Genomic DNA, 15,269 nt, shown 5'->3' with positions numbered 1-15,269 from the left:
GCAAATACCTCTTTTCAGTTCTTTAATTTCAATTATTTGGCGCGGGCGCTAATAACAGCGTCAGCAACGTTTTTGGGAGCTTCGCTGTAGTGCTTGAATTCCATGCTGTACGTTGCGCGGCCCTGTGTCAGGGAACGCAATGTAGTGGAATAACCAAACATTTCAGCCAAGGGAACTTCAGCCTTGATTGCCTTGCCACCACCAGGAATGTCATCCATACCCTGAACTACACCGCGACGTGAGGACAAATCGCCCATCACAGTACCGGCGTAATCTTCTGGTGACTCCACTTCAACAGCCATCATTGGCTCAAGCAGCACAGGGCTTGCGCGGCGCATACCTTCCTTGAAACCCATGGAAGCAGCGATTTTAAACGCTGTTTCGTTGGAGTCAACGTCGTGGTACGAACCGAAGTGCAATGCCACTTTCACGTCAACAACCGGGTAACCGGCCAATACGCCATTGCTCAATGATTCCTCAATACCCTTCTGTACGGCAGGAATGTACTCGCGAGGAACAACACCGCCCTTGATTTCATCCAGGAATTCAAAGCCCTTGCCAGCCTCGTTCGGCTCAACGCGCAAAACCACGTGACCATACTGACCGCGACCACCCGACTGGCGAACAAACTTGCCTTCAACTTCCTTGACGGTGTTGCGGATGGTTTCGCGGTAGGCAACCTGTGGCTTGCCCACGTTGGCTTCCACACCAAATTCGCGCTTCATGCGATCCACGATAATCTCGAGGTGCAATTCACCCATACCGGCAATGATTGTTTGACCAGACTCTTCGTCGGTGCGAACACGGAACGAGGGATCTTCAGCAGCCAAACGACCCAAAGCAATACCCATTTTTTCCTGGTCTGTCTTGGTCTTTGGTTCGACGGCCTGAGCAATTACCGGCTCGGGGAACACCATGCGCTCCAGAGTGATGATGGCGGATGGATCACAGAGGGTTTCACCTGTCGTCACATCTTTCAAACCCACGCAGGCGGCAATGTCGCCAGCGCGAATTTCTTCAACTTCCTGACGGTTGTTGGCATGCATCTGAACGATACGGCCAATACGCTCTTTCTTGCCACGCACAGGGTTGTATACGGAGTCACCCTTGTTCAGCACACCAGAGTACACGCGAACGAAAGTCAACTGACCCACGAATGGATCGGTCATCAACTTGAATGCCAAAGCAGACAATTTTTCCTCGTCATTGGCATGACGAACAATCGGCTCTTCATCTTCATCCGTGCCGGACACTGGCGGAATATCCACTGGTGAGGGCAGGAAATCAATGACCGCGTCCAGCATACGCTGAACACCCTTGTTTTTAAACGCAGTACCACACAACATCGGCTGAATCTCAGTCGAAATAGTACGCGTGCGAATGCCGAGGATAATCTCTGCTTCTGACAAGCTACCTTCTTCAAGGTATTTGTTCATTAGCTCTTCAGAGGCTTCAGCAGCAGCTTCCACCATTTGCTCGCGCCACTTGTCAGCCTCGGCTTTCAATTCGGCCGGGATTTCGCGGTAATCAAACTTCATACCCTGAGATGCCTCATCCCAGTAAATAGCCTTCATCTTGATCAAGTCAACCACGCCTTGGAATTTTTCTTCCGAGCCGATAGGAATCACGATAGGCACTGGGTTTGCGCGCAAGCGCAGACGCATTTGTTCAACCACCTTGAAGAAGTTGGCACCGGTGCGGTCCATCTTGTTCACAAAGGCCAAGCGAGGCACTTTGTACTTGTTGGCTTGACGCCACACAGTTTCAGACTGAGGCTGAACACCACCCACCGCACAATAAACCATGCAAGCGCCGTCGAGAACACGCATGGAACGTTCAACTTCAATGGTGAAGTCAACGTGCCCGGGTGTGTCGATGATGTTGAACCGGTGCTCTTCGTAGGAATTGTCCATTCCTTTCCAGAAGCAGGTTGTGGCAGCAGAGGTGATGGTAATACCACGCTCTTGTTCCTGCTCCATCCAGTCCATGGTGGCCGCACCGTCGTGCACTTCACCAATCTTGTGACTTACGCCTGTGTAAAACAGAATACGTTCAGTCGTGGTGGTTTTTCCCGCATCGATGTGCGCGGAAATACCAATGTTACGATATCGCTCAATGGGCGTCTTACGAGCCATTTGCTACTCCAGTTAAATTTAGAATCGGAAATGCGAGAAGGCTTTGTTGGCTTCAGCCATGCGGTGCACTTCATCACGCTTCTTCATCGCACCACCGCGACCTTCGGCTGCTTCGAGCAGCTCACCTGCCAGGCGAAGGTCCATGGACTTTTCGCTACGCTTCTTGGCTGCTTCACGCACCCAACGCATGGCCAGAGCCAAACGACGTGAGGGACGAACTTCCACCGGAACTTGGTAGTTCGCACCACCGACGCGGCGAGACTTCACTTCAACAACTGGCTTTACGTTGTTGATCGCGGCGTTGAACACCTCGAGTGGGTCTTTACCAGCTTTCGTTGAGATGCTGTCAAAAGCACCGTAAATAATGCGTTCGGCAACAGCTTTCTTGCCAGACAACATGATGACGTTCATGAATTTGGCTACTTCTGTGCTTTGAAACTTTGGATCTGGCAGCACTTCTCTGCGCTGCACTTCGCGACGACGTGGCATCTTGACTATTCCTTTATCTTCAGCGTGGGCAATCCCACTTATGCATCTGCTTACTCGACACACCAAATGTGTGCCGCACGGAATGCGGTTTTAAATCGACCAGTGTAAAAAATCACTTGGCCTTATTGCTTAGCCTAATTACTTGGCCTTGGCAGCTTTTGGACGCTTCGAACCATACTTGGAACGAGCTTGCTTACGATCTTTAACGCCTTGCAAGTCAAGTGAGCCACGCACGATGTGATAACGCACACCAGGCAAGTCTTTCACACGACCGCCACGGATCAACACCACTGAGTGTTCCTGCAGGTTGTGGCCTTCACCACCGATGTAGGAGATCACTTCGAAGCCGTTGGTCAGGCGAACTTTGGCCACTTTACGCAGCGCAGAGTTTGGTTTTTTTGGAGTTGTTGTGTAAACACGAGTACACACGCCACGCTTTTGAGGGCAATCCTCAAGCGCGGGGCTTTTGCTCTTCATGGTCACACTGGTGCGTGGTTTACGCACTAGCTGATTAATGGTTGGCATAGTTCCAGTTCCGGTTAAAAAAAACAAAAGGGCTACGGGCATGCCCGCAGCCAATTTAGCCCGCGATTGTATTCCAAAACACAAGCGCGGGTCAATGAATAAGGTGATGTTTTACTATCACCTTTCATATTTCTGTCAACAACTTAGGCTTCGTCAGAACCCTCAGAGGCTGGCAGATTGAACAGTGCCTCGGCTTGTGCGCGAGGGTCATGTTCGGCTTCCATCAGGCGCAACTCTTCCGCTTCGCGCCCTTCTTTGTCCTTGCGAGCCTTGTGGAAGGCCATACCGGTACCAGCCGGGATCAAGCGACCTACAATCACGTTCTCTTTCAGACCACGCAATTCGTCGCGCTTGCCCATGATGGCGGCTTCGGTCAGTACGCGGGTTGTTTCCTGGAAGGAAGCAGCCGAGATGAACGAATCGGTCGACAAGGAGGCTTTGGTAATACCCAGCAAAATATTTTGGTAAGTTGCTTCGCGCTTGTTTTCACTGCGCATTTTGTCGTTTGCATCCAACAGTTCAGAGCGTTCAACTTGCTCGCCTGGGATGAAACCTGTTTCGCCAGGATCATCCACAATGACGCGACGCAACATTTGACGAACGATCACTTCGATGTGCTTGTCGTTAATCTTCACGCCTTGCAAACGATAAACGTCCTGAACTTCATCAACGATGTAGCGAGCCAGGGCCTCAATACCCAACAAACGCAAAATGTCGTGCGGATCGGCTGGGCCATCCACAATGGATTCGCCTTTGTTGACCACCTGACCGTCATGCACCAGCACGTGCTTGTCCTTGGGAATCAAGAACTCGTGAGACACACCGTCAAGGTCGGTAATGACCAGACGCTGCTTGCCCTTGGTGTCTTTACCGAAAGAAACCGTACCCGTGACTTCGGCCAACATGCCGGCATCTTTGGGCGAACGGGCTTCAAACAGCTCGGCCACGCGTGGCAGACCACCGGTAATGTCTCGAGTTTTTTGGCTTTCCTGAGGAATACGCGCCAAAACTTCACCCACTGACACATCTTGGTTGTCGCGCACTGTAATGAGCGCGCCAACCGGGAAGCTGATGTTTACAGAATGATCAGAACCAGCGATCTTGACTTCGTTGCCCTGCGGGTCGATCAACTTCACCTGTGGACGCTCGCCCTTGCTACCGGCCGTACGACGCTTCGCATCAATAACAACCAGGGTAGACAAACCGGTCACATCGTCGATCTGCTTGGCTACGGTTGCACCCTCTTCGATATTCTCGAAGCGGATTTTACCGGCGTATTCGGTCACGATTGGGCGAGTCAAAGGATCCCAGGTTGCCAACATCGCGCCAGCTTTGACCTGGTTACCATCCAGCACGGCCAATGTGGCACCGTAAGGTACCTTGTGACGCTCACGCTCGCGGCCAAAGTCGTCAGTGATCAGCACTTCGCCAGAGCGGGAAATCACGATTTGCTCGCCCTTGCCGTTGGTCACATAACGCATGGTGGCAGTGAAACGGATTACGCCGTTTGATTTGGCCTCAATACTGGACACTACCGCAGCACGTGACGCAGCACCACCAATGTGGAACGTACGCATGGTCAACTGTGTACCTGGCTCGCCGATGGACTGCGCTGCAATAACACCAACAGCCTCACCGTTGTTGACCAGATAACCGCGGCCCAAGTCACGGCCGTAGCACTTGGCACACAGACCGTAACGTGTCTCGCAAGACAGCGGCGTGCGCACACGCACCTCGTCGATACCCAGATGATCGATCAACTCAACCGCATCTTCATCTAGCAACTTGCCCACTTCAAACACAGTTTCCTGGGTTTCGGGATTAACCACATCAGACACCACAACCCGACCCAAAATACGATCGCGCAATGCTTCAATGACTTCACCACCTTCAACCAGGGCTTTCATGGCGACGCCGTTGGAAGTACCACAATCGTCTTCCACCACGACCAAGTCTTGAGTCACATCAACAAGACGACGCGTGAGGTAACCGGAGTTCGCGGTTTTCAAGGCCGTATCGGCCAAGCCTTTACGAGCGCCGTGTGTTGAAATGAAGTACTGCAACACGTTCAGACCTTCGCGGAAGTTCGCGATGATCGGCGTTTCAATGATTGAGCCGTCTGGCTTGGCCATCAGACCACGCATACCCGCCAACTGACGGATCTGCGCAGCAGAACCACGGGCACCGGAGTCGGCCATCATGTAAATCGCGTTGAACGACTCCTGACGAACTTCATTTCCGTTGCGGTCAATTACAGGCTCGGTGGCCAGCTGTTCCATCATGGCCTTGCCCACCTGGTCGCCTGCTCGGCCCCAGATATCAACAACCTTGTTGTAACGCTCACCCTGAGTCACCAGACCGGATGTGTACTGGGATTGGATTTCTTTCACTTCGGCTTCAGCGGCAGCGATGATGACCTGCTTCTGGGCCGGAACTACCATGTCGCCCATCGCAATCGAAATGCCGCCACGGGTCGCCATGCGGAAACCAAACTGCATCAGCTTGTCTGCAAAAATAACTGTTTCACGCAGACCACAGCGACGGAAAGACGCGTTAATCAAGCGGGAAATTTCTTTCTTCTTCAAAGGACGATCAATGAAGGAGAAAGGCAGACCTGGAGGCAGAATTTCAGACAGCAAGGCACGACCTACCGTTGTTTCATAACGCGTGCGCTTGGATGTTTTTTCACCAGTTTCCTTGTTCACATCGTATTCGGTGATCCGAACAGTCACGCGAGTGGCCAGTTCAACTTCTTTGTTGTCGTAAGCGCGGTTTGCCTCGCTGACGTCGGAGAACATGATGCCTTCATTGCGACCATTCACCCGGTCACGGGTGGTGTAATACAAACCCAACACGATGTCTTGTGAAGGAACAATAGAAGGATCGCCGTTGGCCGGGAACAATACGTTGTTGGAGGCCAGCATCAGCGTACGTGCTTCGATCTGGGCTTCCAGAGACAAAGGCACGTGAACCGCCATTTGGTCACCGTCAAAGTCGGCGTTAAACGCAGCGCAAACCAGCGGGTGCAATTGAATGGCCTTGCCTTCAATCAGCACGGGCTCGAAGGCCTGAATACCCAAGCGGTGAAGTGTTGGCGCACGGTTCAACATGACCGGATGCTCGCGAATCACTTCTTCCAGAATGTCCCATACGATGGGTTCCTGGTTTTCAACAAACTTCTTGGCTTGCTTGATGGTGGTTGCAATGCCCATCACTTCCAAGCGGTTGAAAATGAAAGGCTTGAACAATTCGAGCGCCATCAGTTTTGGCAAACCACACTGGTGCAGTTTTAGCTGTGGGCCCACCACGATCACGGAACGACCGGAATAGTCCACGCGCTTGCCAAGCAAGTTTTGACGGAAACGACCGCCCTTGCCTTTAATCATGTCGGCCAATGACTTCAATGGGCGCTTGTTGGCACCAGTCATGGCCTTGCCGCGACGACCATTGTCGAGCAATGAATCAACGGCTTCCTGCAACATGCGCTTTTCATTGCGCACGATGATGTCAGGGGCATTCAGTTCCAGCAAACGCTTCAAGCGGTTGTTGCGGTTGATCACGCGACGGTATAGATCGTTCAGGTCGGATGTCGCAAAGCGGCCGCCATCCAGCGGAACCAATGGACGCAATTCGGGTGGAAGCACGGGTAGTACTTCCAGAATCATCCACTCGGGCTTGATGCCAGACTTTTGGAAACCTTCCAGCACTTTCAGGCGCTTGGCGATTTTCTTGATCTTGGCTTCGGAATTGGTGGTACCCAACTCGTCGCGCAGTGTGGTGACTTCGCGATCGATATCGATAGACTTCAGCAGTTCCTTGATGCCTTCAGCACCCATGAACGCGACGAAGTCATCACCGTACTCTTCCTGCTTGGCGAGGTAATCTTCTTCGGTCAATAACTGCGCGCGTTTCAGCGGCGTCATACCGGGCTCAACAACCACGAAACCTTCGAAGTACAACACGCGTTCGATGTCCCGCAGGGTCATGTCCAGCACCATGCCCAAACGGGATGGCAGTGACTTCAGGAACCAGATGTGCGCAACGGGCGAGGCCAAGTCGATGTGACCCATGCGCTCACGGCGCACTTTGGCCAGGGTGACTTCAACACCGCACTTTTCGCAGATAACACCACGGTGCTTGAGGCGCTTGTACTTGCCGCACAAGCATTCATAGTCTTTGATTGGGCCAAAAATCTTGGCACAAAACAGACCATCGCGCTCGGGCTTGAAGGTGCGATAGTTAATGGTTTCTGGCTTTTTGACTTCACCGAAAGACCACGAACGGATTTTGTCGGGCGAAGCGATCGCAATCTTGATTGCGTCGAATTGCTCGTCTTGCTGGACCTGTTTAAACAGATCTAATAAAGCTTTCATTTAAATACCTCCGTCGCGACCGATCAATTACGGTCCAGATCAATATCAATACCGAGTGAGCGGATTTCTTTCACGAGTACGTTGAAAGATTCCGGCATACCGGCATCAATCGTGTGATCACCTTTGACCAAATTCTCATACACCTTCGTACGACCATTCACGTCGTCTGACTTCACAGTCAACATTTCCTGAAGTACGTACGACGCGCCATAAGCTTCCAAAGCCCACACTTCCATCTCACCGAAACGCTGACCACCAAACTGGGCTTTACCGCCCAGTGGTTGCTGCGTGACCAAAGAGTATGGTCCGGTTGACCGGGCATGCATCTTGTCGTCGACCAAGTGGTGCAGTTTCAGCACATGCTTGTAGCCAACAGTAACCTTGCGGTCAAATGCGTCGCCTGTGCGACCGTCATAGAGGGTCACCTGGGTTTTTGAATCGTTAAAGCCCAAGGCTTGCATACGCGGGTCTTCGTCGGGGTAAGCCAAGCGAAGCATTTCCAGAATGTCTTCTTCGTTCGCGCCATCGAATACGGGCGTGGCGAAAGGCATGCCCTTGGTCAGGTTCTTGCCCATGTTGATGATTTCCTGATCAGTCAGGGAATCGAGATCAACAGTGGTGCCTGTGCCGTTGTACACCTTGTGCAGGTATTCACGCAGACGCGCCACTGCATTCTGTTCACGCAGCATTTCATTGATGCGATCGCCGATACCCTTGGCAGCCCAACCCAGGTGGGTTTCCAGAATTTGACCCACGTTCATACGTGAAGGAACACCTAGCGGGTTCAATACGATGTCGACGGGACGACCATCAGCCATGTGCGGCAGGTCTTCCACAGGAACGATCTTGGAAACCACACCCTTGTTACCGTGACGGCCAGCCATTTTGTCACCAGGCTGCAAGCGGCGCTTGACGGCCAGGTACACCTTGACCATTTTCAAAACACCTGGTGGCAGTTCATCACCTTGCGTCAATTTCTTGCGCTTTTCTTCAAAGGCCAAATCGAACTGATGACGCTTGTCTTCAATGGACTTCTTCAATGTTTCGAGTTGACCCGCGGCTTCTTCTTCTGCCAAGCGAATGTCGAACCAGTGATGGTGATCCACTTCCTTTAAGTATTCAGCAGTGATCTTGCTGCCTTTGGCCAACTTGGCAGGACCGCCGTTGGCGACCTTACCGATCAGGAAACGCTCGATACGGCTGAAAGCATCGGCCTCAACAATACGCATCTGGTCGTTCAGGTCGAGGCGATAACGCTTCAGTTCGTCATCAATGATGGACTGAGCCCGCTTGTCGCGAACGATGCCTTCACGGGTGAATACCTGAACGTCGATCACCGTACCTGTCATACCGGAAGGCACACGCAGGGAGGTGTCTTTCACGTCGGATGCTTTTTCACCGAAAATGGCGCGCAGCAGTTTTTCTTCCGGCGTAAGCTGGGTTTCGCCTTTCGGCGTGACCTTACCCACCATGACGTCACCAGCTTGTACTTCCGCACCGATGTACACGATGCCGGACTCATCCAGACGTGACAACTGAGCTTCGGACAAATTGGAAATGTCGCGTGTAATTTCTTCGGAACCCAACTTGGTGTCGCGAGCAACAACAGACAACTCTTCGATGTGAATTGAAGTGTAGCGGTCTTCAGCAACAACACGCTCGGAGATCAAGATTGAATCTTCGAAGTTGTAACCGTTCCAGGGCATGAAAGCGACCAGCATGTTCTGACCCAAGGCGAGTTCGCCCAGGTCAGTCGACGCGCCGTCGGCGATGACATCGCCTTTGGCAATAATGTCGCCCTTGTTCACGATGGGGCGTTGGTTGATGTTGGTGTTCTGGTTTGAACGTGTGTACTTGGTCAGGTTGTAGATATCAACACCGACTGAACCCGATTCCACTTCATTGTCATTCACACGAATAACAATTCGGTTGGCGTCCACGTAATCAACCACGCCACCATGATCAGCCACGATGACTGTGCCCGAGTCGACAGCCACGGTACGCTCAATGCCAGTACCGGCAAACGGCTTTTCAGGACGCAAACATGGCACAGCCTGACGTTGCATGTTGGCACCCATCAAGGCACGGTTCGCATCGTCGTGTTCCAGGAATGGAATGAGCGATGCGGCAACAGACACGATTTGACCTGGTGCAACGTCCATCAGCTCAACGCCGGACGGATCCATCAATTCGAATTCACCGGCCACACGACAGGAAACCAAGTCACCGACCAAGCGCTTCTTCTCGTCGATCTCCGCGTTCGCCTGGGCGATCACGAAACGGCCTTCTTCAATCGCTGACAGGTAAACGATTTCATCGGACACCACACCGCCTTCCACTTTGCGATAAGGCGTTTCAAGGAACCCGTACTCGTTCAAACGAGCGAACATCGCCATGGAGTTGATCAAACCAATGTTTGGGCCTTCCGGTGTTTCGATTGGGCACACACGACCATAATGGGTGGTGTGTACGTCACGAACCTCAAAGCCGGCACGCTCACGGGTCAAACCGCCTGGGCCCAAAGCAGAAACACGACGCTTGTGCGTGATTTCTGACAAGGGGTTGGTTTGGTCCATGAACTGCGACAATTGGGAAGAACCAAAGAACTCCTTGATTGCTGCAGATATTGGCTTGGAGTTGATCAGATCGTGCGGCATCAGGTTCTCGGCTTCAGCCTGCCCCAGACGCTCTTTCACGGCACGCTCAACACGCACCAAACCGGCGCGGAACTGGTTTTCAGCCAATTCGCCGACACAACGAACTCGACGGTTACCCAAGTGATCGATGTCATCGATTTCGCCGTTGCCGTTGCGCAAGTCAACGAGAATCTTGATTACGGCCAAGATGTCGTCGTCTTGAAGCACCATGGCGCCTTCCACTTCGGGACGGCCAACACGGCGGTTGAATTTCATGCGACCCACACGAGACAAATCGTAAGAGTCTTCGCTGTAGAACAGTCGGTTGAACAGCATTTCAACTGCTTCTTCCGTGGGCGGCTCGCCTGGACGCATCATGCGGTAGATGGCAACGCGTGCCGCGGTCTGGTCTGCTGTTTCGTCAGTGCGCAGCGTTTGAGAAATGTAAGCGCCGTGATCCAGTTCGTTGGTGAAGATGGTTTCAACCACTTTCACGCCTGCGTCACGGATTTTGCCCATGATTTCTTCGGTGATTTCGTCGTTGGCAGAGGCCACAACTTCGCCAGTGCTGCCATCAACAATATTCTTGGCCAAGGTGCGGCCAATCAGGAAATCTTCAGGCACGGAAATTTTCTTCAAGCCAGCCGCTTCAATATCACGAATGTGCTTGGCATTGATACGCTTGTCTTTCTGAACCAGAACCTTGCCAGCTTTGTCGACGATGTCAAACTTTGCGACTTCGCCTTTCAAACGCGAAGTGACCAGATCCATGGATGCGCCTTCGGATTTGATTTCGAACTGGTCGAATTCAAAGAAGGTGGACAGGATTTGCTCGTTATTCATGCCGATGGCTTTGAGCAAAATCGTGACAGGCATCTTGCGACGACGGTCTACACGGAAATACAGGATGTCTTTGGGATCAAATTCGAAATCGAGCCAAGAGCCACGATAAGGAATGATACGGGCCGAGAACAGCAACTTGCCTGAGCTGTGGGTTTTACCACGGTCGTGTTCGAAAAACACGCCAGGTGAACGGTGCAACTGTGACACGATAACGCGTTCGGTGCCATTGATCACAAAGGAACCATTCTGTGTCATGAGTGGCAATTCACCCATATACACTTCCTGCTCCTTGACTTCTTTCACGGTGGGCTTGCTGGCCTCACGATCCAGAAGCACCAAGCGCACGCGCGCCCGCAAGGGCGAGCAGAAGGTCAGACCACGCTGTTGACATTCTTTGACGTCAAAAGCGGGTTCGCCCAGTGCGTACTGCACAAATTCCAAGCGTGCATAGCCGTTGTGCGAAACAATTGGAAATACAGACTGAAATGCTGCCTGTAACCCTTGTTCTGCACGTTTTTCAACCGGGAGACCCAATTGAAGAAAGTCAGTGTAAGAGTCAAGTTGAGTGGTGAGAAGGTACGGTACATCCAAAACTGGAGGCCGTTTCGCAAAGCTTTTGCGTATGCGTTTTTTCTCGGTGGCAGAGTAAGACATATTTTCTGTCCTGATGTCGAGCGGATTAAGCGATATGCATGTGTTCTACACATGGCTTAACACACTCTGGTTTGTAATCGCTCTTTCAAGCGCAAAAAGCCCGGAGGCAAAAACCCCCGGGCATTTCAAAAACCGACATTACTTAACGTCGACTTTTGCACCAGCTTCTTCAAGTTGCTTCTTGACGTCATCGGCTTCAGCTTTGGAAACGCCTTCCTTAACAGCTTTGGGCGCGCCGTCAACCAGGTCTTTCGCTTCTTTCAGGCCGAGACCTGTCAGTGCACGAACAACCTTAATTACGTTTACTTTGCTTTCGCCAGCTGCGGTCAGAATTACGTCGAATTCTGTTTTCTCTTCAGCGGCAGCAGCACCACCAGCAGCAGGGGCAGCAGCAACTGCAACAGCAGCGGCGGCGGCAGAAACGCCAAACTTCTCTTCCATTTCTTTGATCAGTTCGGACAGTTCGAGTACGGTCATGCCAGCGATGGCGTCGAGGATTTCGGCTTTAGTTGCCATTTGAGTATTCTCCAGTTAAAAGTTTGATTCGGCTATCTTGAAAAAAGTTAAGCAGCTTGCGATTCTTTCTGATCACGAACGGCAGCAACACCGCGAACAAATTTCGTAGGTACTTCGTTGAGCGTACGTACGAATGTCGCGATAGGTGCTTGCATCGTGCCCAGCAATTTCGACAGAAGCTCATCACGACTTGGCATTGTGGCCAGGGCCTTCACACCATCTACACCCATCACCTGACCGGGCAGCGCACCGCCGGTCAGAACGAGCTTGTCGTTTGTCTTCGCGAAATTGACCAACACTTTGGCGGCTGCAACGGGATCAGAACTGATACCGTAAATCAGCGGGCCAGCCATTTTGCTGGACAGACCTTCGAAGGCTGTACCGGCAATGGCTCGCTTTGCCAACGTGTTCTTCAGAACACGCAAATAAACACCTGCTGCACGAGCATCCTTGCGGAGCTGCGTCACACTTTCTACAGACAGACCACGATATTCAGCAACAACCACTGCTTGAGCGCTGGCCAGTTGACCAGTGATCTCTTCAATGACTGCTGCTTTTTCTTGGCGATTCAATGCCACGGTCTTTCTCCAAAAAGAAGCGCTTATTGCACTGTTTAAAACAGGCGACCGAAATCAAGCTTTGAACATACATTCATTACTTTTACTCGGGACCGCCATCTAGGTTGGATGGTTTTTTAAAAAATCAGGCCCAAACTACAAACCCTCAGTTTCCAACGGTCTTTGACAACCTGTGAGCCCTGACGAATCAGGAACCCACAGCCCAAAGTTCTTTATTGACCCAACACGGATGTTTGGTCAACGCGTACACCACCACCCATGGTGCTGGATACGGCAATCTTTCTCAGGTACACACCCTTGGACGATGCTGGCTTGGATTTGTTCAACGCGTCCAGCAAAGCAGACAGGTTGGACTTCAGCTTTTCAACATCAAAAGAGGCGCGCCCAATTGTGCAGTGAATAATGCCAGCCTTGTCGGTACGGAACTGCACTTGACCTGCCTTGGCGTTTTTAACCGCTGTAGCCACATCAGGAGTCACGGTACCCACCTTCGGGTTTGGCATCAGACCACGTGGACCGAGGATTTGACCCAAGGTACCCACAATGCGCATGGTGTCAGGGGAAGCAATGACGACGTCGAAGTTCATATTGCCAGCTTTGACTTCAGCGGCAAGATCGTCCATGCCCACGATGTCAGCACCAGCGGCCTTGGCTTCCTCTGCTTTGGCCCCTTGGGCAAACACAGCAACGCGTACTGTTTTACCAGTACCAGCTGGCAGAACCACTGAACCACGAACGACCTGATCTGATTTACGTGCATCAACGCCCAACTGAATGGCTGCGTCAACAGACTCATCAAACTTTGCGGTTGCAGTTTCCTTGATCAAGCCCAAGGCCTGATCAACAGGGTATACGGCATTGCGATCAATCTTTGCGCGCAATGCTTGAGTGCGTTTAGACAACTTAGCCATTTATAGACCCTCCACCACAATGCCCATGCTGCGAGCTGAACCAGCGATGGTGCGTACAGCAGCATCCATGTCAGCAGCGGTCAGATCAGGCATTTTTGTTTTTGCAATTTCTTCAGCTTGCTCACGAGTGATCTTGCCAACCTTGTCCAAATGAGGACGGGGCGAACCTTTCGTGATTTTTGCTGCTTTTTTGATCAACACGGTCGCAGGGGGCGTCTTCATGATGAACGTGAAGGACTTGTCTGCGAAAGCGGTAATCACCACTGGAATTGGCAAGCCTGGTTCCATGCCCTGTGTTTGGGCATTGAATGCTTTACAGAATTCCATGATGTTCAGACCACGCTGACCCAGTGCTGGGCCGATGGGTGGGGATGGGTTTGCCTTACCAGCCGGCACTTGCAGCTTGATAAAGCCAATGATTTTCTTGGCCATTGAAATTTCTCCGTGAGTTCAAACGCAGCGCTGAGCCGCTCCTCTTATTGCTTGAATTACCGTGCACCCTGTCAGCAATCAAATACAGGCGGCGGGAAAGCTTAATACCCTCAGATCAGACTTTTTCGACCTGATGAAAATCCAGCTCAACGGGTGTAGCACGACCAAAAATGGTGACAGACACACGAAGCTTGCTTTTCTCGTAATTAATTTCTTCAACGTTGCCATTGAAATCGGCAAATGGGCCCTCTTTGACACGAACCATTTCGCCCACTTCATAAAGCACTTTCGGCCTAGGCTTCTCTGCACCCTCTTGCATTTGCTGCATGATTTTGTCGACTTCTTTCTGAGAAATCGGCGTGGGGCGATTACCCGTACCACCCACAAAACCTGTGACTTTCGGGGTGTTTTTGACCAAATGCCAGGAATCGTCAGTCATTTCCATTTCAACCAACACATAACCCGGGAAGAAACGGCGCTCGGAAATCGATTTTTGACCACCCTTGATTTCAACCACTTCTTCGGAGGGAACCAGGATTTGGCCAAACAAGTCCGAAAACTCGGAACGGTCAATGCGCTCCTGCAGTGCTCGCTGCACACTCTTCTCAAGTCCCGAGTAGGCGTGCACCACGTACCAGCGTTTTGACATTATATTGTCCACCCTAAAATCAGATCGTAGAACACCCACTCAAGCGTTTTATCCACCAAAAGAAGATAGATCGACATGATCAACACGAACACAAAAACCACACCGGTCATTTGCATCCCTTCTTTGCGGGTGGGCCAAACAACACGCTTGGCTTCGTTTACGGAATCTTTGGCGAAACCCACAAACCGCTTGCCGGTTTGAGAGAGCAGAAAACTGCCAATCGCCAGAACAACACCCAACAAGACAACGCCAAGGCGAATGAAGAAATCTTCTGCTGACAAAACCTGATAAGCCACCGCGCCACCGATTGCAAAGGCAATCGCCAGCACAAGCATCAGCTTGTCCTGCCCTGTAGATACTGTTTGAATGTCGTTTTGTGCCATATTCTTAAAATGTAAGCCGCCGCTGAATCGCTTCAGCGGCGACGGTCCTACCAAATTTGGCAGGGCAAGAGGGAATCGAACCCACAACCTTCGGTTTTGGAGACCGACGCTCTGCCAATTGAGCTATTGCCCTAAAAAACTCGAA

General features: G+C 51.7%; 11 protein-coding genes and 1 tRNA gene. All 12 read right to left on the bottom strand.

Features of this window, described 5'->3' with window-relative positions; all coding sequences use genetic code 11:
* Positions 1 to 32: 32 nt before the first annotated feature.
* Entirely contained in the window at positions 33 to 2,135 is a 2,103-nt protein-coding gene (fusA, locus tag BSZ31_RS06485) for an elongation factor G (protein WP_105028063.1), read from the bottom strand.
* A gap of 18 nt (positions 2,136 to 2,153) precedes the next feature.
* The gene (gene rpsG / locus BSZ31_RS06480) at positions 2,154 to 2,624 is read right to left on the bottom strand and encodes a 30S ribosomal protein S7 (protein WP_008253357.1); all 471 of its coding nucleotides are present in this window, start codon (positions 2,622 to 2,624) and stop codon (positions 2,154 to 2,156) included.
* A gap of 138 nt (positions 2,625 to 2,762) precedes the next feature.
* Complete coding sequence (rpsL, locus tag BSZ31_RS06475; protein WP_105028062.1) at positions 2,763 to 3,149, bottom strand: 30S ribosomal protein S12; 387 nt, start codon at positions 3,147 to 3,149, stop codon at positions 2,763 to 2,765.
* 143 nt (positions 3,150 to 3,292) lie between these two features.
* Positions 3,293 to 7,522, bottom strand: a complete 4,230-nt coding sequence (gene rpoC / locus BSZ31_RS06470) for a DNA-directed RNA polymerase subunit beta' (RefSeq protein ID WP_105028061.1) — start codon at positions 7,520 to 7,522, stop codon at positions 3,293 to 3,295.
* A 23-nt stretch (positions 7,523 to 7,545) separates the two neighbouring features.
* Positions 7,546 to 11,655: a DNA-directed RNA polymerase subunit beta gene (gene rpoB, locus BSZ31_RS06465; protein WP_105028060.1), complete on the bottom strand. Its 4,110-nt coding sequence runs from the start codon at positions 11,653 to 11,655 to the stop codon at positions 7,546 to 7,548.
* 138 nt (positions 11,656 to 11,793) lie between these two features.
* Positions 11,794 to 12,171 carry a 50S ribosomal protein L7/L12 gene (rplL, locus tag BSZ31_RS06460; protein WP_105028059.1) on the bottom strand — a complete coding sequence of 126 codons (378 nt, stop codon included), beginning with the start codon at positions 12,169 to 12,171 and terminating at the stop codon, positions 11,794 to 11,796.
* A 47-nt stretch (positions 12,172 to 12,218) separates the two neighbouring features.
* Complete coding sequence (gene rplJ, locus BSZ31_RS06455) at positions 12,219 to 12,749, bottom strand: 50S ribosomal protein L10 (RefSeq protein ID WP_105028058.1); 531 nt, start codon at positions 12,747 to 12,749, stop codon at positions 12,219 to 12,221.
* A 212-nt stretch (positions 12,750 to 12,961) separates the two neighbouring features.
* Positions 12,962 to 13,660 (bottom strand): 50S ribosomal protein L1, encoded by a 699-nt coding sequence (gene rplA / locus BSZ31_RS06450; RefSeq protein ID WP_105028057.1) that lies wholly within the window; start codon positions 13,658 to 13,660, stop codon positions 12,962 to 12,964.
* Positions 13,661 to 14,092, bottom strand: coding sequence for a 50S ribosomal protein L11 (gene rplK, locus BSZ31_RS06445; RefSeq protein WP_105028056.1), 432 nt, complete (start codon positions 14,090 to 14,092; stop codon positions 13,661 to 13,663).
* 115 nt (positions 14,093 to 14,207) lie between these two features.
* Positions 14,208 to 14,741 (bottom strand): transcription termination/antitermination protein NusG, encoded by a 534-nt coding sequence (gene nusG / locus BSZ31_RS06440; RefSeq protein WP_008248014.1) that lies wholly within the window; start codon positions 14,739 to 14,741, stop codon positions 14,208 to 14,210.
* Complete coding sequence (secE, locus tag BSZ31_RS06435) at positions 14,741 to 15,211, bottom strand: preprotein translocase subunit SecE (RefSeq protein ID WP_240605658.1); 471 nt, start codon at positions 15,209 to 15,211, stop codon at positions 14,741 to 14,743. Before secE ends, nusG begins: the two co-directional genes overlap by 1 nt.
* A tRNA-Trp gene (locus tag BSZ31_RS06430) sits at positions 15,182 to 15,257 on the bottom strand. Before BSZ31_RS06430 ends, secE begins: the two co-directional genes overlap by 30 nt.
* Between the last annotated feature and the right edge of the window lie 12 nt (positions 15,258 to 15,269).

It is taken from the genome of Limnobacter sp. SAORIC-690 (assembly GCF_002954425.1).
Taxonomy (GTDB): domain Bacteria; phylum Pseudomonadota; class Gammaproteobacteria; order Burkholderiales; family Burkholderiaceae_B; genus Limnobacter; species Limnobacter profundi.
Note: the sequence above shows the minus strand (reverse complement) of the source record. Positions and strands in the feature narration are given on the sequence as shown.